Annotated in this window: 20 protein-coding genes; 6 read left to right on the top strand and 14 right to left on the bottom strand. The window is 73.6% G+C overall.

The annotated features are described in order from the left end of the window. Positions 1–47 precede the first annotated feature (47 nt). The 5 genes from ACFYUZ_RS30520 to ACFYUZ_RS30500 all read right to left on the bottom strand — a co-directional run bounded on the left by ACFYUZ_RS30520 (position 48) and on the right by ACFYUZ_RS30500 (position 8,341). Positions 48–2,021 carry an ATP-dependent DNA helicase gene (locus ACFYUZ_RS30520; protein ID WP_389314636.1) on the bottom strand — a complete coding sequence of 658 codons (1,974 nt, stop codon included), beginning with the start codon at positions 2,019–2,021 and terminating at the stop codon, positions 48–50. Positions 2,022–2,058: 37 nt separating this feature from the next. Continuing rightward, positions 2,059–3,903: an IucA/IucC family protein gene (locus tag ACFYUZ_RS30515; protein ID WP_389314634.1), complete on the bottom strand. Its 1,845-nt coding sequence runs from the start codon at positions 3,901–3,903 to the stop codon at positions 2,059–2,061. A 60-nt stretch (positions 3,904–3,963) separates the two neighbouring features. Continuing rightward, positions 3,964–4,620: a GNAT family N-acetyltransferase gene (locus tag ACFYUZ_RS30510; protein ID WP_389314632.1), complete on the bottom strand. Its 657-nt coding sequence runs from the start codon at positions 4,618–4,620 to the stop codon at positions 3,964–3,966. 60 nt (positions 4,621–4,680) lie between these two features. Continuing rightward, positions 4,681–6,552, bottom strand: coding sequence for an IucA/IucC family protein (locus ACFYUZ_RS30505; protein ID WP_389314844.1), 1,872 nt, complete (start codon positions 6,550–6,552; stop codon positions 4,681–4,683). Positions 6,553–6,895: 343 nt separating this feature from the next. Then, positions 6,896–8,341, bottom strand: a complete 1,446-nt coding sequence (locus ACFYUZ_RS30500; protein WP_389314630.1) for a diaminobutyrate--2-oxoglutarate transaminase family protein — start codon at positions 8,339–8,341, stop codon at positions 6,896–6,898. Between the two features lie 327 nt (positions 8,342–8,668). On the opposite strand from ACFYUZ_RS30500, the gene ACFYUZ_RS30495 reads away from it, so the two are divergent. Together ACFYUZ_RS30495 and ACFYUZ_RS30490 are read left to right on the top strand one after the other, a co-directional pair. After that, the gene (locus ACFYUZ_RS30495; protein WP_389314628.1) at positions 8,669–9,841 is read left to right on the top strand and encodes a trypsin-like serine peptidase; all 1,173 of its coding nucleotides are present in this window, start codon (positions 8,669–8,671) and stop codon (positions 9,839–9,841) included. 116 nt (positions 9,842–9,957) lie between these two features. Next, positions 9,958–11,130: a trypsin-like serine peptidase gene (locus ACFYUZ_RS30490; RefSeq protein ID WP_389314626.1), complete on the top strand. Its 1,173-nt coding sequence runs from the start codon at positions 9,958–9,960 to the stop codon at positions 11,128–11,130. Between the two features lie 101 nt (positions 11,131–11,231). Here the strand turns inward: ACFYUZ_RS30490 and hflX are convergent, their stop codons facing one another. The 6 genes from hflX to miaA all read right to left on the bottom strand — a co-directional run bounded on the left by hflX (position 11,232) and on the right by miaA (position 19,672). Beyond that, positions 11,232–12,725, bottom strand: coding sequence for a GTPase HflX (hflX, locus tag ACFYUZ_RS30485; protein WP_389314624.1), 1,494 nt, complete (start codon positions 12,723–12,725; stop codon positions 11,232–11,234). Between the two features lie 146 nt (positions 12,726–12,871). Then, the gene (locus ACFYUZ_RS30480) at positions 12,872–14,362 is read right to left on the bottom strand and encodes a M1 family metallopeptidase (RefSeq protein WP_389314622.1); all 1,491 of its coding nucleotides are present in this window, start codon (positions 14,360–14,362) and stop codon (positions 12,872–12,874) included. A 269-nt stretch (positions 14,363–14,631) separates the two neighbouring features. Then, the gene (locus tag ACFYUZ_RS30475; protein ID WP_389314620.1) at positions 14,632–16,770 is read right to left on the bottom strand and encodes a RelA/SpoT family protein; all 2,139 of its coding nucleotides are present in this window, start codon (positions 16,768–16,770) and stop codon (positions 14,632–14,634) included. 175 nt (positions 16,771–16,945) lie between these two features. Beyond that, positions 16,946–17,824, bottom strand: coding sequence for a diaminopimelate epimerase (gene dapF, locus ACFYUZ_RS30470; RefSeq protein ID WP_389314618.1), 879 nt, complete (start codon positions 17,822–17,824; stop codon positions 16,946–16,948). A gap of 288 nt (positions 17,825–18,112) precedes the next feature. Further along, entirely contained in the window at positions 18,113–18,625 is a 513-nt protein-coding gene (locus ACFYUZ_RS30465) for a hypothetical protein (protein ID WP_389314843.1), read from the bottom strand. 108 nt (positions 18,626–18,733) lie between these two features. Next, positions 18,734–19,672: a tRNA (adenosine(37)-N6)-dimethylallyltransferase MiaA gene (gene miaA / locus ACFYUZ_RS30460; RefSeq protein WP_389314616.1), complete on the bottom strand. Its 939-nt coding sequence runs from the start codon at positions 19,670–19,672 to the stop codon at positions 18,734–18,736. A gap of 254 nt (positions 19,673–19,926) precedes the next feature. Here miaA and ACFYUZ_RS30455 point away from each other — a divergent pair, with 254 nt between their 5' ends. Further along, positions 19,927–20,223 carry an antitoxin gene (locus ACFYUZ_RS30455; protein WP_389314614.1) on the top strand — a complete coding sequence of 99 codons (297 nt, stop codon included), beginning with the start codon at positions 19,927–19,929 and terminating at the stop codon, positions 20,221–20,223. Between the two features lie 99 nt (positions 20,224–20,322). Here the strand turns inward: ACFYUZ_RS30455 and ACFYUZ_RS30450 are convergent, their stop codons facing one another. Further along, the gene (locus ACFYUZ_RS30450) at positions 20,323–21,063 is read right to left on the bottom strand and encodes a class III extradiol dioxygenase subunit B-like domain-containing protein (protein ID WP_389314612.1); all 741 of its coding nucleotides are present in this window, start codon (positions 21,061–21,063) and stop codon (positions 20,323–20,325) included. A gap of 320 nt (positions 21,064–21,383) precedes the next feature. Continuing rightward, positions 21,384–22,907 carry a tRNA (N6-isopentenyl adenosine(37)-C2)-methylthiotransferase MiaB gene (miaB, locus tag ACFYUZ_RS30445; protein ID WP_389314610.1) on the bottom strand — a complete coding sequence of 508 codons (1,524 nt, stop codon included), beginning with the start codon at positions 22,905–22,907 and terminating at the stop codon, positions 21,384–21,386. A 183-nt stretch (positions 22,908–23,090) separates the two neighbouring features. Here miaB and ACFYUZ_RS30440 point away from each other — a divergent pair, with 183 nt between their 5' ends. From ACFYUZ_RS30440 to ACFYUZ_RS30430, 3 genes are all read left to right on the top strand, one after another. Then, complete coding sequence (locus tag ACFYUZ_RS30440; RefSeq protein ID WP_389314608.1) at positions 23,091–23,801, top strand: DedA family protein; 711 nt, start codon at positions 23,091–23,093, stop codon at positions 23,799–23,801. A gap of 68 nt (positions 23,802–23,869) precedes the next feature. Next, positions 23,870–25,027: a sensor histidine kinase gene (locus tag ACFYUZ_RS30435; protein WP_389314606.1), complete on the top strand. Its 1,158-nt coding sequence runs from the start codon at positions 23,870–23,872 to the stop codon at positions 25,025–25,027. After that, on the top strand, positions 25,018–25,662 hold the full coding sequence (locus tag ACFYUZ_RS30430) for a response regulator (protein WP_389314604.1): 645 nt from the start codon (positions 25,018–25,020) through the stop codon (positions 25,660–25,662). Before ACFYUZ_RS30435 ends, ACFYUZ_RS30430 begins: the two co-directional genes overlap by 10 nt. Here ACFYUZ_RS30430 and ACFYUZ_RS30425 read toward each other — a convergent pair. Further along, on the bottom strand, positions 25,647–26,732 hold the full coding sequence (locus tag ACFYUZ_RS30425; RefSeq protein WP_389314603.1) for a CaiB/BaiF CoA transferase family protein: 1,086 nt from the start codon (positions 26,730–26,732) through the stop codon (positions 25,647–25,649). The genes ACFYUZ_RS30430 and ACFYUZ_RS30425 overlap by 16 nt on opposite strands. Positions 26,733–26,825 lie beyond the last annotated feature (93 nt).

Raw genomic sequence — 26,825 nt, 5'->3', positions numbered from 1 at the left:
CCGGGACCCACTGCGCCGGTCCCGGGGCCCTGCCGTGTCCTGAATCCCTAGCCCGCCGCCGCCTTCGAGGCGGCGTCGATGGCCGCGAGCGACTTCCGGACCTGGTTGCGGTCCGTCGTGTACCAGAAATCGGGCAGCGAGGCCTTCAGATAGCTGCCGTAGCGAGCGGTGGCCAGCCGGGGATCGAGGACCGCCACGACACCCCGGTCGCCGGTGGCCCGCACCAGCCGGCCGGCGCCCTGGGCCATCAGCAGGGCCGCGTGGGTCGCCGCGACCGCCATGAAGCCGTTTCCGCCGGCTTCCTCGACGGCCTTCTGCCGAGCGCTCATCAGCGGGTCGTCCGGGCGCGGGAACGGGATCTTGTCCATGACGACCAGCTGACAGCTGGGCCCCGGGACGTCCACGCCCTGCCAGAGCGAGAGGGTGCCGAAGAGGCAGGTCTTCGGGTCGGCCGCGAAGTTCTTGATCAGCTCGCCCAGCGTGTCCTCGCCCTGGAGCAGGATCGGCAGCTCCGGGACACGGCTCCGCAGCTCCTCCGCCGCCTGCTGCGCGGCACGCATGGAGGAGAACAGGCCGAGGGTCCGACCGCCGGCCGCCTGCATCAGCTCGGTCAGCTCGTCGAGCATGTCGCCCCGCTCCCCGTCGCGCGCGGGGCGCGAGAGGTGCTTGGCGACGTAGAGGATGCCCTGCTTCGGATAGTCGAACGGGGAACCGACGTCGATGCCCTTCCAGACGGGCAGGTCGTCGCCCTCGGTGCCCTCGGGGGCCAGACCGAGCGAGGCCCCGACCCCGTTGAAGTCGCCGCCGAGCTTGAGCGTGGCCGAGGCGAGCACCACGGACCGCTCCGTGAACAGCTTCTCCCGCAGCAGACCGGAGACCGTCAGCGGCGCGACCCGCAGCGAGGCCCCGAACCGGTCGTGACGCTCGTACCAGACGACGTCGTACTCGGAACCGTGGGTGATCCGCTCCGCCACGCCGTGCACGGTCTCCACCGAGGCCATGGCCTGCTTGCGGACCGCGTCCTCGTCCTGCACGGCCCGGTCCCGGGTGTTGCCCAGGGCCGTGATCACAGCGCGGGCCGCGTCCCGCAGCGCCATCAACGCGTACGCCAGGTCCTCCGGGATCTCCTCCAGGCGGCCCGGCAGCGCCAGCTCCATGACCCGCTCGAAGCCCTCCGCGGCGGTCTGCAGCTGGTCGGCCGTCTTCTCGTCCACGAGCTTCGCGGCCCGGCGCACGGCACGGTTGACCTGGCCCGGGGTGAGCTCGCCGGTGGCGACACCCGTGACCCGGGACACCAGCTCATGGGCCTCGTCGACGATCAGCACCTCGTGCTGCGGGAGCACGGGGGCGCCCTCGATGGCGTCGATGGCGAGCAGGGCGTGGTTGGTGACGACCACGTCGGCGAGCTTGGCGCGCTCGCGGGCCGCCTCGGCGAAGCATTCCGGACCGTACGCGCACTTGCTCGCGCCGAGGCACTCCCGGGAGGAGACCGATACCTGGGCCCAGGCCTTGTCGGAGACGCCGGGCGTCAGGTCGTCCCGGTCGCCGGTCTCCGTCTCGTCCGACCAGTCCCGCAGCCGCAGCAGGTCCTGGCCCAGCTTGCTGCTGGGCGCGGCCGCCTCGAAGGGGTCGAAGAGGCCGTCCTCCTCGTCCTGCGGGACTCCCTCGTGGAGCCGGTGCAGGCAGAGGTAGTTCGACCGGCCCTTGAGCATGGCGAACTGCGGTCGGCGACGCAGTTGCGGGTGCAGCGCCTCGACCGTCCGGGGGAGGTCGCGCTCGACGAGCTGGCGCTGGAGCGCCAGGGTGGCCGTGGCCACCACCACCCGCTCGCCCTGGGCCAGCGCCGGCACCAGATAGCCGAGCGACTTGCCCGTGCCGGTGCCGGCCTGGACGAGGAGGTGGGAGTTGTCGTCGATGGCCTCGGCCACGGCCTGGGCCATGGTGACCTGGCCGGGCCGCTCCGTGCCGCCGACGGCGGAGACGGCGGCATGGAGGAGGTCGGGGAGGGATGGCTTCGTCATAGCCCTTCCACCCTACGGGGCGGGACTGACAGCCGGGTCACGCGAGGGGGTTGGGGACGGTCCCGTGGACGGCAGCGTGCGGGCGGTCGGGCCGGTCCCGGTAGCCGTCCAGGTGCAGACGGTTGCGGTTGAGGCAGAGCCGCTCGATCCGCGGGGTCAGGAGGTCGAAGAGCTCGAACCGTTCCTTCAGCTCGGGGAAGCGTGCCTGGTACCGCAGGATCTCGGCGCGGACGAGCCCCCAGAAGTCCTCCTCGGGTACGCCGAGTTGTTCCTCGCAGAGGGGCGCCAGGTAGCGGAAGACGCCGACGAAGAGCCCCGCATGGATGAACTGGGTCAGGAATCCGGGCTCCTCCGTCAACAGGACGTCGCGGACATCATCCGGGAGGGTGGCGTGTTCGGGGAGCGGCTGGGCACTGATGTTCACATCGTCGACGAAGTCCTTGATCGCCAGTCGGACCGGGACGTCGTCACCGTCGTACACGACGATGGCGTTCTCGCCGTGGGGCGAGAAGACCGTGCCGTACCGGTAGAGGAAATGCAGCAGCGGGGGGAGCAGAGCGGTGAAGAGGTGCTGGAGCCAGACTGCGGGGGCGAGCCCGGAGCGCTCGACGAGCTCGGCGACGAACGCCCGGCCTTCCGGGTCGGTGTGGAGGAGCGAGGCGAGGGTGCGGGCCCGCTCTCCCGGGGGCAGCCTCAGCGGCTCGCGCCAGATCGCGCCGAGCAGCTCCTTGTACTGGTACGGGACTTCGGGAAGCCGGTCGTACAGGGGGTGTTCGACCGTGACGGAGGCGACCTCGCCGAGGAGGATCACTCCGCACTCGTCCCGCAGGAACGGGTCGGCTTCGCGCAGGCCGTGGACCCAGGCGGTCACGGCGGGTGCGGCGAGGGTCCGCTCGGTGGGCAGTCCGCGCCAGACGAGGGTGTTGAGCACCGACAGGGGCAGCTTGACGGTGTGCCGGTCGGGGCGGCTGGTGTTGAGGAAGGTGCGGACGGACTGCTGCGGCAGCCGGAGGTCGCCGTCGGCGGGGAGCGGGACGACGGTCCCGGCGGCGACGGCCGGGGCGTAGAGCGGGAGCAGGACCTCGTCCCACTGCCAGGGGTGGACGGGCAGCAGGAGGTAGCCGTCGGGGTCGTGGCCGCGGGCGGTCAGGGCGGCCCGGAAGGCTTCGTGGACGTCGGGGTCGAGCTCCCGGGCGTAGAGGCGGTCGGGGGTCTCCAGGCCCGCCACGCCGCGGTAGGCGGCGAGGCGGTTGCTGACGGCGATCCACGGCAGCCGGGTCGCGCGGCGCGCCTCGGGGGCCCAGTGGGCGGCGTCGGTGGCGGAGAAGCCGATGCGTCCCTTGTTGAGGACGAGCCAGGGGTGGCCGGTCTGGTGGCCTTCGAGTTCCGCGTAGGAGAGCTCGGCGAGCCGGTCGGCGGTGAGCGCCGTGTGGTCGAGGCGGACGTCGGCGGTGAGGGTGGCGGAGAGTTCGCGGATCAGATGGCCGAGGGTGGCGCCGTCGAGTCGGAGGAGGTGACGGGCGCGGGCCAGGAAGTCGAAGGGGTCGGTGAGGGGCCGGCCCTCGTGGGTGATCGAGCCGGCGGTGACGTGCCAGCTGCCGTAGGCCCCTCGGCGGGCACGGAAGGTGAGTGTGGTGCCGTCGTCGAGCCGTAGCGCGTGGCGGTCGGGCTCGCCGTCGTCGGTGGGCACGGGTTCGACGATCTCCTCGTAGGCGAACTCGGAGAGGGCCTTGGCGAGGAGACGGGAGGACGCCCTCGTCCAGGCTGCGGCGTTCAGTTCGGGGGGCGCGAGCAGTTCGGGGACCGGGACGGGGCTCTTCGTGGGAGCCGGGACGGCCGGGGTGGATGGTGCGGAGTCATGAGGTGCAGGGGATGTCGACACGAGGACTCCTCGGGGTGGGCACCGCTGTGGGCCGAGCGGTGCGTATGAGAAAGGAACGGTTCACAGAACGTGACGTAGGGCCCGGTCACGGATCATGAGGGCGGCCCTTTTGTCGGGAAGGTCGACTTCCGCCGCGTAGCGGAAGCCGCCGCTGAGGAACGCGGAGACGGAGGGGGTGTTGCGGATGTCGGGTTCGGCGACGACGCGGGTGCAGCGGGGACGGTGGTCGAGGACCAGATCGGCGACGGCGCGCAGCAGCGTGGTTCCGACGCCACGGCCCCGGTCGGTGACGCCTCCGACGAGCAGATGGACACCCGTGTCGTGGGGAAGCGCCGGGTAGTGGCGGGCGAGCGGGTCGAGGTCGGCGCGGTAGATCTCGAAGTAGCTCATGGGTGTGCCGTCGAGGACGCCGAGGCAGGGGACGCTCCGGCCGTCGCCCTCGAGTTGGGCGCGGACGTGTTCGGCGGTGACCGTGTCGGGTCCGGCGAGCTCCCAGAAGGCGGCGACGGCGGGGTCGTTCATCCATCGGGTGAGCAGCGGCAGGTCCCGTTCGAGGCGCACGGGTACGAGCCGGAAGGAGCCGACGGGGGTGTCGACGGGCCCCCAGGCGGCGACGGAGTCGAGCAGATCGCCGTCGAGGAGGGCGACGAGGTCGTCGACCCTGAGGTTCAGGGTGTCATCCCCCGGCGGGTCGACCGGTGGGCGGGTGGGTGACACGGTGTCGCTCTCCTCTCGGCGGTGCGGTCGGGGCGGGCGTGGGACGGCGCCGGCGCGGGTTCAGGTACGGAGGGGGTTGGTGACGGTGACGTAGACGGACTGGGTGTCGACGGGTCCGACGAGCTCGTCCAGGCCGTGCAGGCGGGTGAGGAGGTTGGCCTTGCTGCGCAGGGTGGCGGCTTCCAGGAGCCGGTGCGGGAGGGGGGAGCCGAGGCTGGTGGCGGAGGTGAGGAAGCTGCGGAAGGCGGCGAGCAGGACGCGTTCGTCGGCGAGGTGCTGGGCGCCGAACGCGCCGATGAGACCGAGGACGTTGTTGATGCCGAGGTAGTAGGCGAAGCGCTCGTCGGTGACCTGGTCGGAGACGAAGGTGTCGCTGTCGTCGCCGATGCCGGGGAGGCGGCTCTCCAGCTCGCCCCGGTGGGACTCGCGGAAGTAGTAGCCCTGGTTGTCGCGGTAGCGGCCGCCGATCGGCCAGCCGGCCGGGTCCAGGAGCACCAGGGTGTTCTGCTGGTGGGCCTCCAGGGCGATGCCGGCGTGGCCGTCGAGCCAGAGGACGGGGCGGACGACCTGGTCGAGGTAGCGGAGGAACCACTCGGCGGCGACGGCGGTCGTGGGCCGGCCGGTGCGGGCGGAGAGCCGTCCGATGACGTTGGCGAGCCGGGAGCGCATGGTGGTGGCTCCGGGCCAGGGGCGGGGGGCCGTGAGGGAGGCGATGCAGACGGCGTCGTCGCCGGGACCGAAGGGGTTGTGGCGGATCATGACGTCGAGGCCGGGGACGGGGGTGCCGTCCGGGGCGTCGACGGCGAGCCAGGCGGGGTCGCGGACGATGTCGAAGCTCGGGTGGGCGGCCTGCCACTCGTCGACGAGGCCGGTGCGGAGCAGCCGGTGGACCTCGACGCCGCGGTGGAGTTCCTTGCGGAGGTTCTCGCGGCGGGAGTTGGTGATGCGCAGGCCGAGGGAGAGCTTGAGCATGGCGCGGGCGCCGGGGCGGTGCACGGTGCGGACGGAGGAGGTGGGGTGCCAGGGGGTTCCGTGGAGACCCAGGTCGTGGAGGAGGCCCGCGTCCAGGAGGGCGCGGACGTCGGGGCGGTGCAGGAGTTCGCGGGCCTGCCAGGGGTGCAGGGGGAGGGGGGTGGTGCCGGCGGGGAGGGCGAGTCCTTCGGCGAGTCCGGCGGCGAGCTGCTCGGCGGTGACGGGCCGGCCCTGTTCGGTCCAGGCGGAGTCGGCGGCGAGGACGGTGCGGTCGACGGCGAACCAGTGGAGGGGGAAGGAGCCGTGCAGTTCGGGTGAGTAGAGCCGGCCCTCGGCCTCGGAGAGTCCTTCGCGGCTCTTGGGGGTCGGGTGGAGCGGGTGGCCGAGCAGCAGGGACTGTTCGGCGGCGAGGAAGAAGTCGGCGTCCGGGTGCGGCTCGGGCCTGCGGCGGCGTTCGGTGAGGAAGTCGGCGGTGCGGCGGGCGGAATCGGCGACGCGGCCGACGAGATCGGTGCCCTCGGAGCGGCCCGTCTCCCGGCTGAGCAGGGCGGCCACCGTGACGGCGTCGGCGGCCGGCGCCGTGGCCGGGAGTCCTTCGAGAGCGGGGGCGCCGAAGCGGTGCCAGCCGGTGGGTGACCAGTAGCGGACGGGGACGAGGAGGGCGGTGCCGCTGGCGTCGAGGGGGATGCGCAGGGTGGTGGCTCCGGGGGCCGGCAGGTTCTTCTCCCGGACCCAGCAGCGGAGGAGGTTCTCGACGGCGGCGGCGTCGGCGGCGCGCTGCGGGTCGGGGTCGTCCAGCGGGTCGGGGGTGTCGGCCGGGCGAAGGGGCCGGGGCTCGTACGGCCCGGGGTGCTGGCGGGGGACGGTGGGCTCGTCGGAGCCGACCGGATCCGGCCCGGGCTCCCGCCCCGGGGCACCCCGACGCTCGACGTGGGGGGCCACGGAGTGGAGGGCCCCCACGGGAAGGGACGCCGTATGGGGGCCTTCGGGGCGGATGGCCTCCCCGTGACGGGCCGCCCCGTGGAAGGTCTCCCCGTGACGGGGCTCGGAGTGGAGGGCCTCCGCGTGGAGGGCCTCGGAGCGAGGGGGCTCCGCGTAGCGGACCTCGGAGCGGAAGGCCTCGGAGCGGAGGGCCTCGGAGCGGAGGGCCTCCGCGTGGAGGGCATCGGAGTGGAGGGGCTCCGTGGGGTGGGGCGGTTCCGGGTGGGGGGCGATGGGGTGGGGGCGGTCGGTGGTGGGGGCCGAGGGGGTGGGGGTGGCGTTCACGGGGGCTTCCTTGGGGGTGGGGCCGGGGCGGTCCGGGTCAGTGGGACGGGCCGGAGGCGTTCCGGGGGGCCGTGGCCCGACGGGAGGCGGGCGGGTGGGGGGTGTGGGCCCGCTCGGCCGCGGCCAGGGCGTCGGCGAAGCGGTCCAGGACCGCGGTGGCCTGCTCGTCGGTGAGGGTGAGCGGGGGCAGGAGCCGGACCACGGCGGAGTGGCGGCCGCCGAGTTCGACGATGAGTCCGCGGGCGAGGCACTCCTGCTGGACGGCGAAGGCAAGCGCGGGGGCGGGGGGCGGGACGGAGTCGTCCGGCCCGGCCGCGTCGGGATCGACGAGTTCGACGCCGATCATCAGGCCCCGGCCGCGGACGTCGCCGACGCAGGGGTGGGCGGAGGCGAGGCCCTGGAGCCGGCCGAGGATCCGGGCGCCGAGGGTGCCGGCCCGTTCGGCGAGCTTGTTCTCGCGGACGTACGCGAGGGTGGCCGTGCCGGCGGCCATGGCGAGTTGGTTGCCGCGGAAGGTGCCGGCGTGGGCGCCCGGTTCCCAGGCGTCGAGTTCCGGCCGGTAGACGATGACCGCGAGCGGGAGGGAGCCGCCGATGGCCTTGGAGAGGACCATCACGTCGGGCACGACGCCGCTGTGTTCGACGGCCCAGAAGGCCCCGGTGCGGCCGACGCCGGTCTGGACCTCGTCGACGACGAGGGGGATGGAGCGGTCTGCGGTGATCCGGCGCATCCGGCGCATCCAGTCGTCGGGGGCGGGGACGACCCCGCCCTCGCCCTGGACGGCCTCGACGATCATTCCGGCGGGGGTGGTGACGCCGCTCTTGGGGTCGTCGAGGAGGCTCTCGGTCCAGCGGGCGGCGAGTTCGTCGCCGCGCTCGCCGCCGACGCCGAAGGGGCAGCGGTACTGCTGCGGGTAGGGCAGCCGGGTGACGCGGACGTCGGTCGCTCCGCCGGAGGCGTCGAGGGCTCCGGCCGTCATGCCGTGGTAGGCGCCGGTGAAGGCGAGGAGCCCGCTCCGGCCGGTGGCGGTTCGGACGAGTTTCAGGGCCGCCTCGACCGCGTCCGTGCCCGCGGGCCCGCAGAACTGGATGCGGGCGTCGTCGGCGAGCGCGCCGGGGAGGGTGGCGAACAGTTCGGAGGTGAAGGCGTCCTTGACGGGGGTGGCGAGGTCGAGGACGTGGAGGGGCGCGCCCGAGTCGAGGACCTTCCTGATGGCTTCCAGGACCACGGGGTGGTTGTGGCCGAGGGCGAGTGTCCCGGCACCGGACAGGCAGTCGAGGTAACGGCGGCCGTCGGCGCCCTCGATGGTCAGCCCCCGGGCCCGCACGGGAACGATCGGCAGGGAGCGGGCGTAGGTGCGGGCGGCGGACTCGCGCTGGGACTGGCGGCGCAGGATGCCCTCGTACCCGTCCCCTGGGTCCGCCGGCCGGCTCTGCGTGCGCGCGGCCGGTGGGACGGCCGGAGCTGATTCGGTCACGGCCACGGCTCGGTGTCCTCCCGCTGTAACAGTTGCGTTGCACATCGGGGCGTCGCGGAGCCGTCGCAAAGGCCGTCCCGAACGCCGCCGTTGTGTCCCCCGTCCGTACCAACGACGGGGACTGCCGGGGATCACGGGCCGGAGGGAAGGAACTTGGCGTGTCCCGGATCACGGCACGGCAACGGCTGAACGGTGCCCGGAACCGCCGGTGGGGCGCGTACCGTCCCCTCCGGCACCGGCATAGTGGGGGCCGTCGGTCGTGTCCGCGAGGACCCGGCCGCCGTTCGCCCACGCACATTGCACACGTTGACGTAGTCCCAGGGGGATCACCAGATGCGATCGATTCGTCCGCTGCTGATGGCGGCTTCCGCCGTCGCGGCGCTGACGCTCACCGTCACGGCCTGCGGTCCGAGCGAGGAGAACGCGGGAGACAAGCCCGTCGCTCCCGTGAGCCTGGACCCGGACAAGATCAAGATTCCGCAGGACCTGAAGGACCGCCTGAAGGAACACGGGATAGACCTCGACAAGTGGCGCAACGGCGAGTGGAAGAACTGGGACCGCGACAAGTGGCTCCGTGAGGCCAAGGACTTCGTCAACCCGATCATCGAGGACCTCTGGGACCCGGACCGGATGCGCGAGGCCGAGCGTCCCGACAAGCCGGTCGAGGAGGAGGACATCTCGGGCGACAAGGGCGTCACCGACCCGACTCCGGAGCCGGTGAAGGCGAAGGCCGTGGCGGCGAAGTACCACGACAACGCCCCCGAGTCCGGCAAGGTCTTCTTCGACGGCCCCGAGGGCTCGATGGTCTGCTCGGCCACGGTGGTGAAGGACCCCGCGCACCCGGGCAAGTCCAACCTGGTCTGGACGGCCGGTCACTGCGTGCACAAGGGCAAGCAGGGCGGCTGGTACCGCAACATCGCCTTCGTGCCCTCGTACAACGACTCGGCGATGGAGACCTCGGCGCTGGAGAAGGCGACGCGGCAGCAGATCGCCCCGTACGGCGTGTGGTGGGCGGACTGGGTCAAGACCTCCGACCAGTGGATCGCCGAGGGCGCGTCCACCGGCGGCGCCGGCGCTCCCTACGACTTCGCGGTCATCAAGGTGACGCCGGAGAAGGGATCCTCGGGCAAGTCGCTGGAGGAGACGGTCGGTTCGGCGCTCCCGGTGGAGTTCAACGCCCCCGCCGTGCCGAAGATCGCGAGCATGACGGCGACCGGTTTCCCGGCGGCGCCGCCGTTCGACGGTCAGAAGATGTTCCAGTGCCAGGACAAGCCGGGTCGGCTGTCCCTGAAGGCGGAGCAGCCGACGATGTACCGGATCGGCTGCACGATGACCGGTGGTTCCTCCGGCGGCGGTTGGGTCGCCGAGGGCGGCGACGGCAAGCCGGCGCTGGTGTCGAACACCTCGATCGGCCCGTCGACGGCCGGTTGGCTCGCGGGTCCGCGCTTCGGTCCCGAGGCCAAGGCCGTCTTCGACGAGGTCAGCAAGAAGTACGCCGGCCAGTAGGCACGGCGGGTACGGAGGCGGGGCCCCGGGGTCCCGCCTCCCCCGTGTCCGGTCCGACCGGCATACTGTGCACCGCTCATGACACGTCCATGGCAATACCAACGGGGAATACATCCATGCGTTCCGTACGACTCCTACCCGCCGCCCTCGGTCTGGTCACCGCGCTCACGCTGACCGCCACGGCCTGCGGCCCCACCGAGACCCCTGCCGACGGCAGGCCGACCGCCGGGGCGAGCAGCTCCGCGCCCGCGGCCGACGGCGGCGACGCCGGCGCCGACCTCACCAAGGACCTGGCCGACAGGCTCAAGAAGCACGGCGTCGACCTGGACGAGTGGAAGCAGGGCGAGTGGAAGAACTGGGACCGCGACAAGTGGCTGCGTGAGGCCGAGGACTTCGTCAACCCGGTGATCGAGGGGCTCTGGGACCCGCCGCGCATGCAGTCGGCGAAGAGCCCGGACCAGACGATCACCGCGCAGGCCGGCACCGGCGGCACCGACCCGACGCCCCGGCCCGTCAGGGCGCAGCGCGAGAAGACGCCGTACCACGACTACGCGGCCCCGGTCGGCAAGATCTTCTTCGACGCGCCCGAGGGCCACATGGTCTGCTCCGGCACCATCGTGAAGGACCCGCGCCACCCCGGGAAGTCGAACCTGGTCTGGACGGCCGGACACTGCGTCCACGCGGGCAAGAGGGGCGGCTGGTACCGCAACATCGCCTTCGTCCCGGCCTTCAACGACCTGGGCAAGTCCCCCGCCGCGCTGCAGAACGCGCAGCCGCACGAGGTGTACCCGTACGGTCAGTTCTGGGCCGACTGGGCGGTGACCTCGGGCGAGTGGATCAACGCGGGCGGCACCAACCAGGCCTGGCCGTACGACTACGCCGTGCTGCACGTGCAGCCCGAGCGCGGTTCGAAGTCGCTGGAGGAGACCGTCGGCAACGCCCTGCCGGTCGACTTCTCCGCGCCGACGGCCGCGCAGTCCGGCACGATGGGCGCCTGGGGCTACCCGGCGGCGCCGCCGTACAACGGCATGATCATGCACAAGTGCCTCGACCGGCCCACGCGTCTCACCACGGCCCCGGCCACGCCGACCATGTACCGGATCGGGTGCACGATGACCGGCGGTTCCTCGGGCGGCGGCTGGTTCCGCGTGCTGCCGAACGGCAGGACGGCGCTCGTGTCGAACACCTCGATCGGTCCGGCCGGCGGCAACGGCTGGCTCGCCGGACCGCAGCTGGGCCGCGGCGCCAAGGCCGTCCACGAGATGGTCAGCAAGAAGTTCGCCCGCTGACGCGCCGAGAGGGACACGGCAGGACAGCAGAAGGCGCCGGCTCCCCCCGGAAGGGGGAGCCGGCGCCTTCGCCGTTCGTCAGTGCGCCGGACCGTACGGCGTCAGTGCGCGGCCGGAACGTACGGCGCGAGCAGCGCCGCCAGTTCCTCGTGCACCCGGGCCTTGAGCAGGGTGCCCTCCGGGGTGTGCTCCTCGGACTCCACCTCGCCCTCGGCGTGCACCCGCGAGACGAGGCCGCCCTGGGTGTACGGCACGAGGACCTCCAGCTCGACCTCCGGGCGCGGCAGCTCCCGGTCGATGAGCGCGAGCAGCTCGTCGATGCCCTGGCCCGAACGGGCCGAGACCACGATGGAGTGCTTCTCCATCCGCAGCAGGCGCTGGAGGGTCAGCGGGTCCGCCGCGTCGGCCTTGTTGACGACGACGATCTCCGGCACGTTCACCGCGCCGACGTCGCGGAAGACCTCGCGCACGGCGGCCAGCTGCTCCTCCGGGGCGGGGTGCGAGCCGTCCACCACGTGCAGGATGAGGTCGGACTCGCCGACCTCCTCCATGGTGGAGCGGAACGCCTCGACCAGGTGGTGCGGCAGGTGCCGGACGAAGCCGACGGTGTCGGCCAGGGTGTAGACCCGGCCGGTGGGCGTCTCGGCCCGGCGGACGGTCGGGTCGAGGGTGGCGAACAGGGCGTTCTCCACGAGGACGCCCGCGCCGGTCAGACGGTTGAGCAGGGAGGACTTGCCGGCGTTGGTGTATCCGGCGATGGCGACCGAGGGCACCTTGTTCCGGCGGCGCTCCTGCCGCTTGATGTCGCGGCCGGTCTTCATCTCCGCGATCTCCCGGCGCATCTTCGCCATCTTCTCGCGGATGCGGCGCCGGTCGGTCTCGATCTTGGTCTCACCGGGACCACGGGTGGCCATGCCGCCACCGCCGCCGCCACCCATCTGACGGGAGAGCGACTGACCCCAGCCGCGCAGTCGCGGCAGCATGTACTGCATCTGCGCGAGCGCGACCTGCGCCTTGCCCTCTCGGGACTTGGCGTGCTGGGCGAAGATGTCGAGGATGAGGGCGGTCCGGTCGACCACCTTCACCTTGACGACGTCTTCGAGGGCGATGAGCTGGCCGGGGCTGAGCTCGCCGTCGCAGACGACGGTGTCGGCGCCGGTCTCGAGCACGATGTCGCGCAGCTCGCGCGCCTTGCCCGAGCCGATGAAGGTGGCCGGGTCCGGCTTGTCGCGGCGCTGGATCACGCCGTCGAGCACGAGGGCGCCCGCCGTCTCGGCGAGGGCCGCGAGCTCCGCGAGGGAGTTCTCCGCGTCCTGCACCGTCCCGGAGGTCCAGACACCGACCAGCACGACGCGCTCGAGGCGCAGCTGGCGGTACTCGACCTCGGTGACGTCCTCGAGCTCGGTGGAGAGGCCCGCGACACGGCGCAGCGCCGCACGCTCGGAGCGGTCGAACTGGTCGCCGTCCCGCTCTCCGTCGATCTCGTGGCTCCAGGCGACGTCCTCTTCCATCAGGGCATCGGCCCGAAGGCTCTCGGTACGGCTCGTCTCCGCGAAGCTCTGCTTGTCCTGGGAAGGGGAAGAAGAGGAGGTCATTGGGTCCTTACGTCGATGAGGAGATGTGTGTCTGTGCCGGTCACAACGCCTGCGGGCGCCGGAAGATTCCCGCGCCCGGCCGCGTCGGCCGGAGGAACCGGCCGCGTCGCCGACCTGAAGATGGTGTCACGGCCCCACCGGGCCCGTCACCCGGGTTTCGGCGCGGTCCTCGCGGCCTCGACGGGACGGCTGCGCCAGTCCGGGCGCCCGGGCATCGCGGGGGTCTTCGCCTCGTACAGCCAGCCGTGGAAGAAGGCGGTGAGGTCCCGGCCCGCGACCTCGCCGGCCAGCGCGATGAAGTCGGCGGTGGTGGCGGTCCCGTCCCGGTGCTCGGCGACCCAGCGGCGCTCCAGGGTCCGGAAGGCCTCGGTGCCGATCGTCTGGCGGAGCGCGTAGAGGACGAGGGAGCTGCCGTCGTAGACGACGGGCCGGAAGAGGCTGATCTTGTGGCCGGGCGAGGGGGGCTCCGGAGCGGCCGGCGGGCCGCCGGCGGCGCGCCAGCCGTCGGAGGCGGCGTAGGCGGCCTTCATGCGCTGCTCCATGGACTTGCCGGCGGTCTCCTCGGCGTACAGCGCCTCGTACCAGCTGGCGTGTCCCTCGTTGAGCCACAGGTCGGACCAGGCGCGGGGCGAGACGCTGTCGCCGAACCACTGGTGGGCGAGCTCGTGGACCATGACGGCGTCGACGTACCACTCGGGGTAGGCGGGCTGGGTGAAGATCCCGCGCTCGAAGAGCGAGAGGGTCTGGGTCTCCAGCTCGAAGCCGGTGTCGGCGTCGGCGACGAGCACGCCGTACGTCTCGAAGGGGTACGGGCCGACCTGCCGCTCCATCCACTCCAGGTGACCGGGGGTGCGGCGCAGCCAGGGCTCCATGAGCTGCCGGTCGGCGGTGGCCACCACGTCCCGTACGGGCAGCCCGTGGGGGCCCTCGCGGTGGACGACGGTGGAGCGGCCGATGGAGATCTGGGCGAGCTCCGTGGCCATGGGGTGCCGGGTGCGGTACGTCCAGGTGGTGGTGGCGCCGTGGTCGACGCGGCCCTCGGGGAGTCCGTTGGCGACGACGGTGAGCTCGCTGGGGGCGGTGACCCGGAAGGTGAACCGGGCCTTGTCCGAGGGGTGGTCGTTGGAGGGGAAGACCCGGTGGGCGGCGTCGGCCTGGTTGGCCATGGCGAGGCCGTCGCCGGTGCGGACCCAGCCGCCGGTGGAGGCGGGGCCGGTGGGGTCGCTGGTGTGGGTGACGGTGATCGCGACGTCCTCGCCGGCGTCGATCGGGACGAGGGGGGTGACGACCAGGTCCTCGCCGCTGGTGGTGTACTCGGCGGGCAGGCCGTCGACGGTGACGGCGGAGACCGTGCCGTGGGTGAAGTCGAGGTTGAGCCGCTCCAGGTCCTCGGTGGCGCGGGCGTCGATCCGGGTGACGGCGGCGAGGGGCTTGGTGTTCACCCCCGGGTAGGTGAGGTCGAGCGTGTAGGCGAGGACGTCGTAGCCGGGGTTGCCGAGGTGGGGGAAGAGCGGGTCCCCGATGCCGAGCGGCGCGGGGGCGGGCAGGGCGGCGGCGACGAGTCCGGCCGAGGCGGCGACCAGGACGGCGGAGCGGAGCCACCGGGCGCGGGGCGGGGACGTTCGGACGAGCGGCATGGGCCAGGGCCTTTCCGGAGGAATGGCCCTACGGCTACCAGGACCGCCGCCGCACACCGGGGCGGCGCGCGCGCCGGCCACCCGAAGGGGGTCGTCGGCCGGGGCCGCGAGTGGCGGTCACCCGAAGGGGCGTCGCCGGCTCGGGCCGCGCGTGGCGTCGCCGGCTCGGGCCGCGCGTGGCGGTCCCTGAGGAACGGCGCCGGCTCGGGCCGCCCCGAGGAGCCACGTCGGCCCAGGCCGCGCGAGTACCGGCCCCCGGAGGGGCGAGGTCAGCCCAGGCCCCGCGCGTGGCGGGCGCGGCTGACGTCGTACACGCCGGGGACGTCCCGCATGGCTTTCATGAGGGCGGCGAGGCCGGCCGTGTCGGGGAGCTGGAGGGTGTACGTGTGGCGGACCCGCTGCTCGGTGGGCGGCTCGACGTTCGCCGAGACGACGGCGGCGCCGAAGGTGGCGATGGCCTCGGTGAGGTCGGCGAGCAGCCCGGGTCGCCCGAAGGACTCGGCGACGAGGGTGACCCTGCCCTGGGCGGTGTCGCCCCAGCGGACGGCGACGGGCTCGCGGCCGAGGTCGCGCATGGCGTCGGCGGCGGAGCAGCGGGCCCGGTGGACGGTGACCGATCCGCCGCGCACGCGGAAGCCGGTGATCTCGTCGGGCGGTACGGGGGTGCAGCAGCCCGCCGGGCGGACGGCCGCGGGCGGCTCGCCGTCGAGGTCGGCGTGGAGCTCGGCGCCGGAGCGGCGGTCGGCGGGGACGCTGACCTGCGGGCGGGTGCCGGTGGGGGCGGGGGGCGCGGCGCTCTCGGGGTGGGCCCGGAGCCAGCCGGTGATCGCGATCCGGGCGGCGGGGGTGCGGGCGTGGTCCAGCCAGTCGGGGGACGGCCCGGAGACGGTGTCCTGGGCGAGCAGCAGCTGGACGGTGTCGCCGTCGCCGAGGACGGTGCTCAGCGGTGCGAGGCGGCCGTTGACGCGGGCGCCGAGGCAGGCGTGGGCGGCCTCGCCGTGCTGCGCGTACGCGGCGTCGACGCAGCTGGCGCCGACGGGCAGGCTGATCGTGCCGGGGGCGCTGCCGTCGGCGCGGAAGACGGTGATCTCGTCGTCCTCGGCGAGGTCGGCGCGGAGCGAGGTCCAGAAGGTGTCGGGGTCGGGGGCGGACTGCTGCCAGTCGAGGAGGCGGGAGAGCCAGCCGGGGCGGGTGGGGTCGACGCGCTCGCCGTCCTCGGTCGGCGGGGCGGTGCCGTCCGGTTCCTGGCCCACGTGGGGGTTGCCGAGGGCGACGACTCCGGCCTCGGCGACCTTGTGCATGCGGTGGGTCCGGATGAGGACCTCGGCGACGGCGCCGTCGGGGGCCGCGATCGCGGTGTGCAGCGACTGGTAGAGGTTGAACTTGGGGGCGGCGATGAAGTCCTTGAACTCGGAGATCACCGGCGTGAAACAGGTGTGGAGCTCGCCGAGGACCCCGTAGCAGTCGGCGTCCTCGGCGACGAGGACGAGGAGCCGCCCGAAGTCGCAGCCGCGCAGCTCGCCGCGCTTGAGGCGGATGCGGTGGACGGAGACGAAGTGCCGGGGGCGGACGAGGACCTCGGCGCCGATGCCCGCCTCGCGCAGGACGGCGGTGACCTGCTCGGCGACGGCGCCGAGCTCGTCGACGGCGCCGGGGTGGTCCGCGACGAGCGCGCGGGTGGTCTCGTACTCCTCGGGGTGGAGGATCGCGAAGACCAGGTCCTCCAGCTCGGTCTTGAGGGCCTGGACGCCGAGCCGCTCGGCGAGCGGGATGAGGACGTCCCGGGTGACCTTGGCGATCCTGGCCTGTTTCTCGGGGCGCATCACGCCGAGGGTGCGCATGTTGTGGAGGCGGTCGGCGAGCTTGATCGACATGACCCGGACGTCGCTGCCGGTGGCGACGAGCATCTTGCGGAAGGTCTCGGGCTCGGCGGCGGCGCCGTAGTCGATCTTCTCGACCTTGGTGACGCCGTCGACGAGGTAGGCGACCTCGTCGCCGAACTCGCGGCGGACCTGATCGAGCGTCACCTCGGTGTCCTCGACGGTGTCGTGGAGGAGGGAGGCGGTCAGGGTGGTGGTCTCCGCGCCGAGTTCGGCGAGGATGAGGGTGACCGCGAGCGGGTGGGTGATGTACGGCTCGCCGCTCTTGCGGAACTGGCCGCGGTGCGAGGACTCGGCGAGGACGTACGCCCGGCCGAGCACCGTCAGGTCGGCCTCGGGGTGGTGGGCCCGGTGGGCCTCCGCCACATGGCCGATGGCGTCGGGCAGCCGGTCACGGGGCGCCGGGCCCGCGGTGGCGTTCAGCAGGGCGGCGCGGCCGAGGCGGCGCAGGTCGATCCGGGCCCGTCCGCGTCTGCGGACGGTCACGTCGGTGGGGGCGGCCTCGGGGTTGGTGGCCTCTGCGCTCATGGGGCACCTCCGGCAACATCGACCGGCGGTGGGCGGGCCAGGCGTGCCCGGGGGGCCGGTGCTTGATGCTACCGACCCCACCACGCGGCGCAGTCACGCTCTCGCTCAGCGTGAAAGGGATCACCCATTCGAGCGATAAATCAGTCGTTGACAGTTTCGATTCCGTCGCGCGCGATCACGTCGCCGGGTTCAGCCACGTCGGGTCGACGGTGCCTTCGGCGACGATGACGGCGGGGCCCGTCATGTCGATCCGGCCGTCGGGGTGCTCGGTGATGACGAGGGTCCCGCCGAGCACGTCGACGGTGTACGTGACGGGGGTGCCGCTCTCGGCGGGGTCGACGCCGTCCCGGCGGGCGGTGGCGACGGCGACGGCGCAGGCGCCGGTGCCGCAGGAGCGGGTCTCGGACGCGCCGCGCTCGTGGACCCGCATGGCGACGTGGCGGGGGCCGCGGTCGGCGACGAACTCGATGTTCACCCCGTCCGGGTAGACCTCGGCGGGCGCGTACGGCGGCTCGTCGTACAGGGTCCCCGCGTGGGAGAGGTCCTCGACGAAGGCGACCGCGTGCGGGTTCCCCATGTTCACGTTGCGCGCGGGCCAGCTGCGGCCGTCGACGGTGACGGTGACGCCGGCCTCGGGGAGCACCGCGCGGCCCATGGCGACGGTGACGGAACCGTCCTTGTCCAGGTGGACGTGCTTGACTCCGCCCCGGGTGGCGACCGCGACCTCGCCCGCGGTGACGTGCCCCGCGTGCTCCAGGTAGCGGGCGAAGACCCGGACGCCGTTCCCGCACATCTCGGCGACGGAGCCGTCGGCGTTGCGGTAGTCCATGAACCACTCGGCCTCGTCGGCCAGGTGGCGGGCGTCGGGGTGGGCGGCGCTGCGCACGACGTGCAGCAGCCCGTCGCCCCCGATGCCGGCCCGCCGGTCGCAGAGGCGCGCCACGACGGCGGGGGGCAGGTCGACGGCGTTCTCCGCGTCGGGGACGATCACGAAGTCGTTCTCGGTGCCGTGGCCCTTGAGGAAGGGGATCGGCGAGGTCTGCGTGCTGGTCACGCGATCAACTGTACGGGTCGGGCCCGACACCGGACCGCCCCGTCCACGGACCGGGCCCCACGGGGAGGGGCGCGCTCGGGTCCCCTGAGCCCCGGGCCCGATTCCGCCGGGGCCGGGCCGGGGCGCGGCCGCGACGGGACCCCGTTTCGCGCGGGCCGGCGCAAAACGGGGCGGGGCGGGGCGGGCCTGGCCGCGGAGGGGACGAGGCCGTGTTCAGCGCGGGCGGGGCAGGGGCGGGGTCCGTGGAGCGGGGTCGCGTTCCGTGCGGGGGCGGGCCCGTGCCGGGGCTCAGCGCAGGCGGGCGACGCGCCAGACCGCGAGGGCGACCAGGGCCGCGATCGTCGACACGTACAGGACGAGGAAGCGCCAGTCCGGGCGCTCGCCCGAGCCGCGCTGCGGAAGTCCCGGCCAGGTGTAGCCGACCTTGCGGGCGGCCATCATGCCCCAGCCCGCCGCGCAGGAGCTGATGAGCAGTCCCAGCATGGCGACGACGGCGCCGCCGTCGCCCGAACCGAAGGCGAGGGGGAAGGCGAACATCAGCGAGCCGAGGGCGGCCAGGCCCACGATCGGGGCGAGCTGCCAGATCCGCAGCCGGCGCTGGGGGCGCAGCTCGACCTCGACCTCGTCGGCGTCGACCTCGACGGCGGTGCCCACGGCGTCGTCGGGTCCGTCCGGGGTCAGCCCCGGGGTCCCGACGGGAGCGTCGTCCGTCGGATGGCCCGGCGTGTCGCCCGACGGATCCGCCGTCGGGTCACCCAGGGCCGCCTCGTGCTGTTCTCTGTCGCGAGGGCCGGCCTCCATCGCCACGCGCCCTCCCCACTCGGACTCCACTTGGTCGATCGATGCTCGATGATGGCACGCTCATGACCGCCGAAATGACGGGCAGTGCGTCCCGATGCCATCACGTGATCAGGCTGTAACCGCTCGTTCGACCAACGACAGCGCCTCCCCCGGGAGTTCCTCCCGGTGATCGGCGGCTCCGCTGAGCCAGTGCACCCGCGGGTCGCGGCGGAACCACGAATCCTGGCGCCGCGCGAAGCGCTTCGTGGCCCGCACGGTCTCCGCGCGCGCCTCGTCCTCGGTGCACTCCCCCGCGAGCGCCGCGAGAACCTGCTGGTAGCCCAGGGCGCGGGCCGCCGTGCGTCCCTCGCGCAGCCCCCGTGCCTCCAGGGCCCGCACCTCGTCGACGAGACCGGCCTCCCACATGCGGTCCACACGCGTGGCGATCCGCTCGTCGAGCTCGGGGCGGGCCACGTCGACGCCGATCTGGACGGTGTCGTAGACGGAGTCGGGACCCGGCAGGTTGGCGGTGAAGGGCTTGCCGGTGATCTCGATCACCTCCAGGGCCCGGACGATGCGGCGTCCGTTGCCGGGCAGGATCGCGCGGGCCGCCTCGGGGTCCGCCGCGGCGAGCCGGACGTGCAGGGCGCCGGAGCCGCGCTCCTCCAGCTCGGCCTCCAGGCGGGCCCGGACGGCGGGGTCGGTGCCGGGGAACTCGAGGGCGTCGACGGCCCCCCGCACGTACAGTCCGGAACCGCCGACGAGGACCGGGGTGCGGCCGGCGGCGAGCAGCCGGTCGATCTCGGCGCGCGCGAGGCGCTGGTACTCGGCGACGCTGGCGGCCTCGGTCACGTCCCAGACGTCGAGGAGGTGGTGCGGGATGCCGCCGCGCTCCTCCGGCGTCAGCTTGGCGGTGCCGATGTCCATCCCCCGGTAGAGCTGCATCGAGTCGGCGTTGACGACCTCGCCGCCGAGCTGCTGGGCCAGGAATACACCCAGATCGGACTTTCCGGCTGCCGTGGGGCCGACGACGGCGATGACCCGCGGGGCGGGAGCTGCGCTTCTCACCGTCCCAGTCTCGCAAACCTCCCGGCCTGCCCCCGAACGAGCCGCGAAACGACCCCGTCCGGCTTCGTCACCCGGGCGGGGCTCCGGCCGTGGACCATCTCGGATCCCGGCCGCCGACCGCCACGGATCTCTTCCGTCCGAGTACTCTATGGGGTGGATATGGGCGTTTTCGCCATCCTTCTCCGGAAGAAGCAGGACGCGGAACGCACTACACGGAACACGGACCCCACAGGTCCGCGGAGGGAAGGTGCTCCATGGGTCTCATGGATTCGCTGAAGGCCAAGCTCGCCCCCGCCAAGGACAAGGTCGCCGACCTCGCGCAGCAGCACGGCGAGAAGATCGACCACGGCCTGGACAAGGCCGCGAAGCTGGTCGACGAGAAGACCAAGGGCAAGTACAGCGACAAGATCCACACCGGTACGGACAAGGCGAAGGGCGCCATCGACCGGATCGGTCACAAGGACGACGGCACACCCGGGAGCGGTGGCACGCCCGGGAGCGACGGCACGCCCGCGAGCGGTGGCGTGACGCCGCCGCCGCCGACCGCCTGACGGCCGCGTCGTCGGCAGTCCCTCCGCACGGCGGACGGCCGCGGAGCATCGCGCTCCGCGGCCGTCCGCCGTTCTCGTTCCCGCCGTCCCCGCCGTCCCTCAGGACCAGGCCGCGACGAAGTACCCCACGCCGTACGGGGCGTCCTCGAAGAGCAGCCGGCCGTCGAGCCCGGCGCCCTCCGCCGCACCCGCCAGCACCTGCCAGGAGGCGCGGCCGGCCGCCTTCAGCTCGGCCGCGAGCCCGGCGTCCAGCGCGAGCAGCGCCGTCACGTCGGCCGCGCCCAGGGCCCGGGCCGCCTCCGCGTCGAAACCGGCGGCCCGCTCGTCCAGGTAGCCGGGGGCCTTCACCGTCCGGCAGGCACTGCCGTCGCCCAGTACGAGGAGGGCGACGCGCTCGGCGGAGGCGGCGAGTTCCCGGCCGGTCCCGGCGCAGACGTCCGCCGTCGTCGAGGCGGCCACGCCCAGGCCCTCGATCGGGGCGTCGGCCCAGCCGGCGCGGGCCAGGAGCCAGGCGCCGACGGTGAGGGAGAGGGGCAGGGGGCGGTCGTCTTCACCCTGGGTCCGGGCCTGGGCCTGGTCCTGGGGGGATTCCGCGCCGAGCCGTACGGAGAGGTCCACTCCGAAACCGGCGAAGGAGCCCGTCGCGCCGGCCGGGTAACCGCCGTGCGCGCCCTCGTCGGCGGGCCCGACGACGTACAGCCGGTCGGGACGGGCGGCCGCGAGCAGCCCGACGGCATCCGCGCACGCCGCACGCGCGGCGTCCAGCTCGGGGGCGGCGCCGGTCGCGACGTCGGGGACGAGGAGCGGGGGGCTGGGGCAGACGGCTGCGGCGACAAGCATGATCCGCAGCCTACTGGGCGGGGGTGCGCGCGCGTCGCCGCCTGCGGGGGTCGGCTCCGCGCCGCGCCCACCGGGGCGGCGCCAGAGGCTCCCGCGCCTGGACCCGCACCGGATGCGCGCCGCGCAAAGTGGTGCGGGTCCAGGCGCGGAAGGCGGAGGCGCCGCGAAAGGGCGCCGTCCCGTGTGCCCACCCTCCCCCAAGCTCTCGGCTTCGCTCGAGCAGGGGGGACCCCCTCGCCCAGCGGGACGATCGCCCACACGGGGGCGCGGGGTGGGCACCGCCCCGGCCTGTGCGGGAGGGGCGCCGTCCCGGTGGTGGGTCAGTGGTTGCCGCAGGCCGGGGCGGTCGGGGTCGGGAGGGGGGCCGGGGCGCCGATCTTCGGGAGGCCCAGGAGGACACCCGTCTGCTTCGGCGCGGCCGTGCGCTTCTCCCAGGCGTCGCCCGCGCGCGTGCGGCGGACCGAGGAGACCTCGCCCTCCGCGAGCAGGTGGTGCGGGGCCGCGTAGGTGATCTCGACCGTCACCACGTCGCCGGGACGGACCTCCTCGGCCGGCTTGGTGAAGTGGACGAGCCGGTTGTCGGGGGCGCGGCCGGAGAGGCGGTGGGTCTCGCCGTCCTTGCGGCCCTCGCCCTCCGCGACCATGACCTCCAGGGTGCGGCCGACCTGCTTCTTGTTCTCCTCCCAGGAGATCTCCTCCTGGAGGGCGACGAGGCGCTCGTAGCGCGCCTGCACGACCTCCTTCGGGATCTGGCCCTCCATGGTGGCCGCGGGGGTGCCGGGGCGCTTGGAGTACTGGAAGGTGAAGGCGTTCGCGAAGCGGGCCTCGCGGACGGTGTGCATGGTCTGCTCGAAGTCCTCCTCGGTCTCGCCGGGGAAGCCCACGATGATGTCGGTGGAGATCGCGGCGTGCGGGATGGACGCCCGGACCTTCTCGATGATGCCGAGGAAACGCTCCTGCCGGTAGGAGCGGCGCATCGCCCGGAGGATCGAGTCCGAGCCGGACTGGAGCGGCATGTGCAGCTGCGGCATGACGTTCGGCGTCTCGGCCATGGCCGCGATGACGTCGTCCGTGAAGTCGCGGGGGTGGGGGGAGGTGAAGCGGACGCGCTCCAGGCCCTCGATCTCGCCGCAGGCGCGCAGCAGCTTGCTGAAGGCCTCGCGGTCGCCCAGGTCGGAGCCGTACGCGTTGACGTTCTGGCCGAGCAGGGTGATCTCGGAGACGCCCTCGGCGACCAGCGCCTCGATCTCGGCGAGGATGTCACCGGGCCGGCGGTCCTCCTCCTTGCCGCGCAGGGCCGGGACGATACAGAAGGTGCAGGTGTTGTTGCAGCCGACGGAGATCGAGACCCAGGCGGCGTACGCGGACTCGCGGCGGGTCGGCAGCGTGGAGGGGAAGGCCTCCAGCGACTCGGCGATCTCGATCTGCGCCTCCTCCTGGACGCGGGCGCGCTCCAGGAGGACCGGCAGCTTGCCGATGTTGTGCGTGCCGAAGACCACGTCGACCCAGGGGGCCTTCTTGACGATGGTGTCGCGGTCCTTCTGGGCGAGGCAGCCGCCGACGGCGATCTGCATGCCGGGGCGCGCGGTCTTCATGGGGGCGAGCCGGCCGAGGTTGCCGTACAGCTTGTTGTCGGCGTTCTCGCGGACCGCGCAGGTGTTGAAGACGACGACGTCGGCGTCGCCGTCCGCGCCCTTGGGGGCCCGGACGTAACCCGCCTCCTCCAGCAGACCGGAGAGCCGCTCGGAGTCGTGGACGTTCATCTGGCACCCGTAGGTGCGGATCTCGTAGGTCTTGGTGCCGTCAACGCTCACTGCGGTGCTCCGGTCGCTGCTGCTCGTCATGGCTCCAAGGGTAGGCCGTCCGGGGAGAGCCCCCGTCCCACGCCGGAGCCCGGGCCGCCCCTGCGGTTTTCCGCAGGGTGGCCGGGCGGGAAGCCCCGTACCCGGGGCGAGCTGGGATTTCTAGCGTGAAGGGGTGCCGGGGCGAGGGTCCCGGGAAGCCGCTCGTCACCTTGGAGACCCACCGTGCCGATCACCGCGCTCGTCTCTCACCCGTCCCTTCCCACGGCCCTGGCCGGGGAGCCCGCCGACGGATTCGCCGGATGGGCCGCCGGGCTCGTCGACACGATGGGCGGCCCCGGCGCCGGGCTGGCCATCGCGCTGGAGAACCTCTTCCCGCCGCTGCCCAGCGAGGTGATCCTGCCCCTGACCGGCTTCGCCGCCGGGCAGGGCGTGCTCGGTCTGGCCTCGGCGCTGTTCTGGACGACGCTGGGTTCGGTGGTGGGGGCGGTGGCCCTCTACTGGATCGGCGCGCTCTTCGGGCGGCGGCGGATGCACGCGCTCTGGGCCCGGCTGCCGCTGGTGAAGGTCTCCGATCTGGAGCGCACCGAGCGGTGGTTCGCCCGGCACGGCACGAAGGCCGTGTTCCTGGGACGCATGGTGCCGATCTTCCGCAGTCTCATCTCCGTCCCCGCGGGGGTCGAGCGGATGCCGATGCACGTCTTCCTCGCGCTCACGACGCTCGGCAGTCTCGTCTGGAACAGCGTCCTCGTCATGGCCGGCTACTGGCTCGGGGAGCGCTGGGACCTGGTCGGGGGATACGTGGGCGTGCTGTCCAAGGCGGTCCTGGTGCTGGTCCTGGTGGCCCTGGCCGCGTTCCTCGCCGTACGGCTCAAGGGGCGCGGCCGGGTCGCCGGGCACGCCCGGGGCCGCGCCCCGCACCGACGCAGCTCGTGAGCGGGGAGGGCGCGCCCGTACCGCACCGATCTTGTACGGGGTCGGAGCCGGAACTAGGCTCCGGGACCGTGCGCGGGGGCGAAGGGGAGGCTACGGCGGGCCGGCGGTTCGTCGGCGTCCTGCTCGGCTGTCTCACCGCCCTCCTCGGCGGGCTCTTCTTCCTGGTGGCCGGGGCCGTCCTCGGTCCCTTCCTGCCGGGGCCCCGCACCCGGCCCCGCGCGCGGCGGGTCCTGATGGCCGGGGCCCGGCGGCTCGTGGCCCTGGAGCGGGGCCGCCGCTCGTTCTTCTTCGGCGACCGGTTCCCCGGCCCGTACGAGGTCCCCGACCGGCGGGTCCTGCGGTACCTCGCGGCCCGTGTCGGCACCGGTCTCGTGTCCGGGATCGTCCTCGGGCTCCTCGTCTTCGGCGAGGTCCTGGCCGTGCTGCTCGTCCGGGGCCTGGTCCGGGGCTCGCTCGGCTGGACCGAACTCCTCGGTCAGCTCCTGCTCGGCGGCGTCCTGCTCTTCCTCGACGTCCAGGGCCTGTACGCGCTGAGCGCGCTCGACGCCCGCCTCGCGCGCGCGTGCTTCGGCCCCTCCGAGCGGGAGCTGCTGCGGCGGCGCATCGACGAACTCGCCCTCAGCAGGGCCGCCGTGGTCCAGGCCGTGGACACCGAGCGCCGGCGGATCGAGCGCGACCTGCACGACGGCGTCCAGCAGCGGCTCGTGGCCCTGGCCATGCTGCTCGGCCGGGCCCGGCGGGGCCGGGAGCGCGACCCGGAGCAGGCGGACGCCCTGCTGCGGCAGGCGCACCGGGAGGCCCAGGACGTGCTGGCCGAGCTGCGGGACGTGGCCTGGCGGGTGTATCCGGCGGCCCTCGACAGCCTCGGGCTCGAGGAGGCGCTCGGCGGGGTGGCCCAGCGCTGCGCGATCCCGCTGCGCGTCCTGTTCGAGGCGGGGGACGCGCCGCTGCCCCGGCCGGTGGAGACCGCCGCGTACTTCGTGGTGTCGGAGGCGGTCACGAACGCCGCCAAGCACTCCTCCGCCTCCGCCGTCTCCGTCCGGGTGGCGCGCGTCGGCCCGCTGCTCACCGTGCGGGTCGAGGACGACGGCCGGGGCGGCGCGGACCCGGCCGGAAGCGGGCTCACCGGGCTGCGCAGCCGGGTCGCCGCGCTCGACGGGACCCTGCGCGTCGAAAGCCCCCTCGGGGGACCCACCACTCTTGTCGCGGAGCTGCCGTGCGCGTGATCCTGGCCGAGGACTCGACCCTGCTGCGGGAGGGCCTGGTGCGGCTGCTCGTCGAGGAGGGCCATGAGGTGCTCGCCGCGTTCGGCGACGCGGAGGGCCTCGTCGCCGAGGTGGAGGCGCGGCGCCCGGACGTCGTGGTCGCCGACATCCGGATGCCGCCGACCCACACCGACGAGGGGCTGCGGGCCGCCGTGGAGATCCGCGAGCGACTGCCGGAGACCGGGGTGCTCGTGCTCTCCCAGTACGTCGAGCGCAGCTACGCGGCCCGGCTGCTCGCCGCCGGCGCGGAACGGGTCGGCTACCTCCTCAAGGACCGAGTGGCCCAGGTCGAGGAGTTCCTCGACGCGCTGGACCGGATCCAGGCGGGCGGGGCGGCGATCGACCCGGAGGTCGTGCGCCAGCTCGTCGTGCGCAGCGCCCACGCCGATCCCCTGGCCCGGCTCACCCCGCGCGAGCGGGAGGTCCTGGAGGTGCTGGCCCAGGGGTACACGAACGCGGCCATCGCACGGCAGCTGCACCTCTCGCTGAGCGCGGTGGAGAAGTACCTGGGCGTCGTCTTCGACAAGCTGGAGCTGCACCGGACCGACGGCTACAGCCGGCGGATCCTGGCGGTGCTGCGCTACTTGGAGGCCTGAGCCCACTCGGCCCACACCTCGTCGGTGTGCTCGCCCGGGAGCGGGGCACGGCCCGGGGCGTCGGCCGGGGTGCGGCCGAAGCGGGAGGCGGGGGCCGGCTGGAGGGTCCCGCCGACGTCCACGAAGGCTCCGCGCGCGGCCAGCTGGTGGTGCTCGGCCGCCTCGGCGGCGGTCAGGACCGGGGCCACTCCGGCGTCCACGGCGTCGAAGGCCTTGACCCAGTGCGCGCGGTCCCGGGTCGCGAAGCGGGCGGCGATCAGGGCGCGCAGCTCGGGCCAGGCGGCCGGGTCGGCACGGTCGGGGAGGGCGTCGCCGTCCGTCAGGTCCAGCTGCTCCAGGAGGTTCCGGTAGAGCCGGGGTTCGATGGCGGCGACGGCGAGGTGCAGGCCGTCGGCGGCCGCGTAGAAGGAGTAGTGCGGGGCGTCGGTGACGGTGTGGTTGCCGGGGACCGCGCGCCACTGGTGGATCAGGGTGGCGATCAGGGCGGCACCGTCCGCGAGGGCGGTGTCGACGACCTGGCCCCGGCCCGAGCGCTCCCGCTCGTGGAGCGCGGCGAGCAGCCCGTGCACATGGGCGTTGGCGCCCCCGGCGAAGCTGGAGAGGTACGCGGTCGGGGGCGGCACCGGTGCTCCGGTCGCGGGGTCGGTATCGAGGGCGCCGGTCAGGGCGAGGACCGCGAGGTCGTGGGCGGCGCGTCCGGCCCACTCGCCCTGGCCGCCCCAGCCGCTGAGCCGTCCGTAGACGAGGCGCGGGTTGCGGGCGAGGGCCGCCTCGGGGCCGATGCCGAGGCGGTCGGCGACGCCGGGGCGGAAGCCCTCGACGAGGACGTCGGCGTGCTCGGCGAGGGAGAGCGCCCGCTCGATCCCCTCGGGGCTCTTGAGGTCCAGGGCGACCGAACGGCGGCCTCGGGAGAGCGGGTTCTCCGGGGGCCGTGCGCCCTCGGGGGCGGCGGGCGCCCTGTCGACGCGTACGACATCGGCGCCGAGACCGGACAGGACGGTGCCGACGAACGCGGTGGGCGCCGAGCCCGCGAATTCCAGTACGCGCACTCCGGTCAGCGGTCCGGCCATGGCCAACTCCCTTGGAAGAAATGATTACTTGACGCCCCTCACGCTATTGCGCGTTCCGCCGGGGAGGACTGCGGAGATCCGTAGCGCCGGGAA

The sequence above is a fragment of the Streptomyces sp. NPDC004266 genome (assembly GCF_042874095.1).
In the GTDB taxonomy this organism is placed as follows: domain Bacteria; phylum Actinomycetota; class Actinomycetes; order Streptomycetales; family Streptomycetaceae; genus Streptomyces.
This window is presented reverse-complemented; position numbering and strand designations above follow the sequence as displayed.

Bases quoted from the DNA above. Each gene is read 5' to 3' on its own strand.
- ACFYUZ_RS30520 (WP_389314636.1), bottom strand. From the start codon at position 2,021: ATGACGAAGCCATCCCTCCCCGACCTCCTCCATGCCGCCGTCTCCGCC.
- ACFYUZ_RS30495 (WP_389314628.1), top strand. From the start codon at position 8,669: ATGCGATCGATTCGTCCGCTGCTGATGGCGGCTTCCGCCGTCGCGGCG.
- ACFYUZ_RS30490 (WP_389314626.1), top strand. From the start codon at position 9,958: ATGCGTTCCGTACGACTCCTACCCGCCGCCCTCGGTCTGGTCACCGCG.
- hflX (WP_389314624.1), bottom strand. From the start codon at position 12,725: ATGACCTCCTCTTCTTCCCCTTCCCAGGACAAGCAGAGCTTCGCGGAG.
- ACFYUZ_RS30480 (WP_389314622.1), bottom strand. From the start codon at position 14,362: ATGCCGCTCGTCCGAACGTCCCCGCCCCGCGCCCGGTGGCTCCGCTCC.
- ACFYUZ_RS30475 (WP_389314620.1), bottom strand. From the start codon at position 16,770: ATGAGCGCAGAGGCCACCAACCCCGAGGCCGCCCCCACCGACGTGACC.
- ACFYUZ_RS30465 (WP_389314843.1), bottom strand. From the start codon at position 18,625: ATGGAGGCCGGCCCTCGCGACAGAGAACAGCACGAGGCGGCCCTGGGT.
- ACFYUZ_RS30455 (WP_389314614.1), top strand. From the start codon at position 19,927: ATGGGTCTCATGGATTCGCTGAAGGCCAAGCTCGCCCCCGCCAAGGAC.
- ACFYUZ_RS30450 (WP_389314612.1), bottom strand. From the start codon at position 21,063: ATGCTTGTCGCCGCAGCCGTCTGCCCCAGCCCCCCGCTCCTCGTCCCC.
- miaB (WP_389314610.1), bottom strand. From the start codon at position 22,907: ATGACGAGCAGCAGCGACCGGAGCACCGCAGTGAGCGTTGACGGCACC.
- ACFYUZ_RS30425 (WP_389314603.1), bottom strand. From the start codon at position 26,732: ATGGCCGGACCGCTGACCGGAGTGCGCGTACTGGAATTCGCGGGCTCG.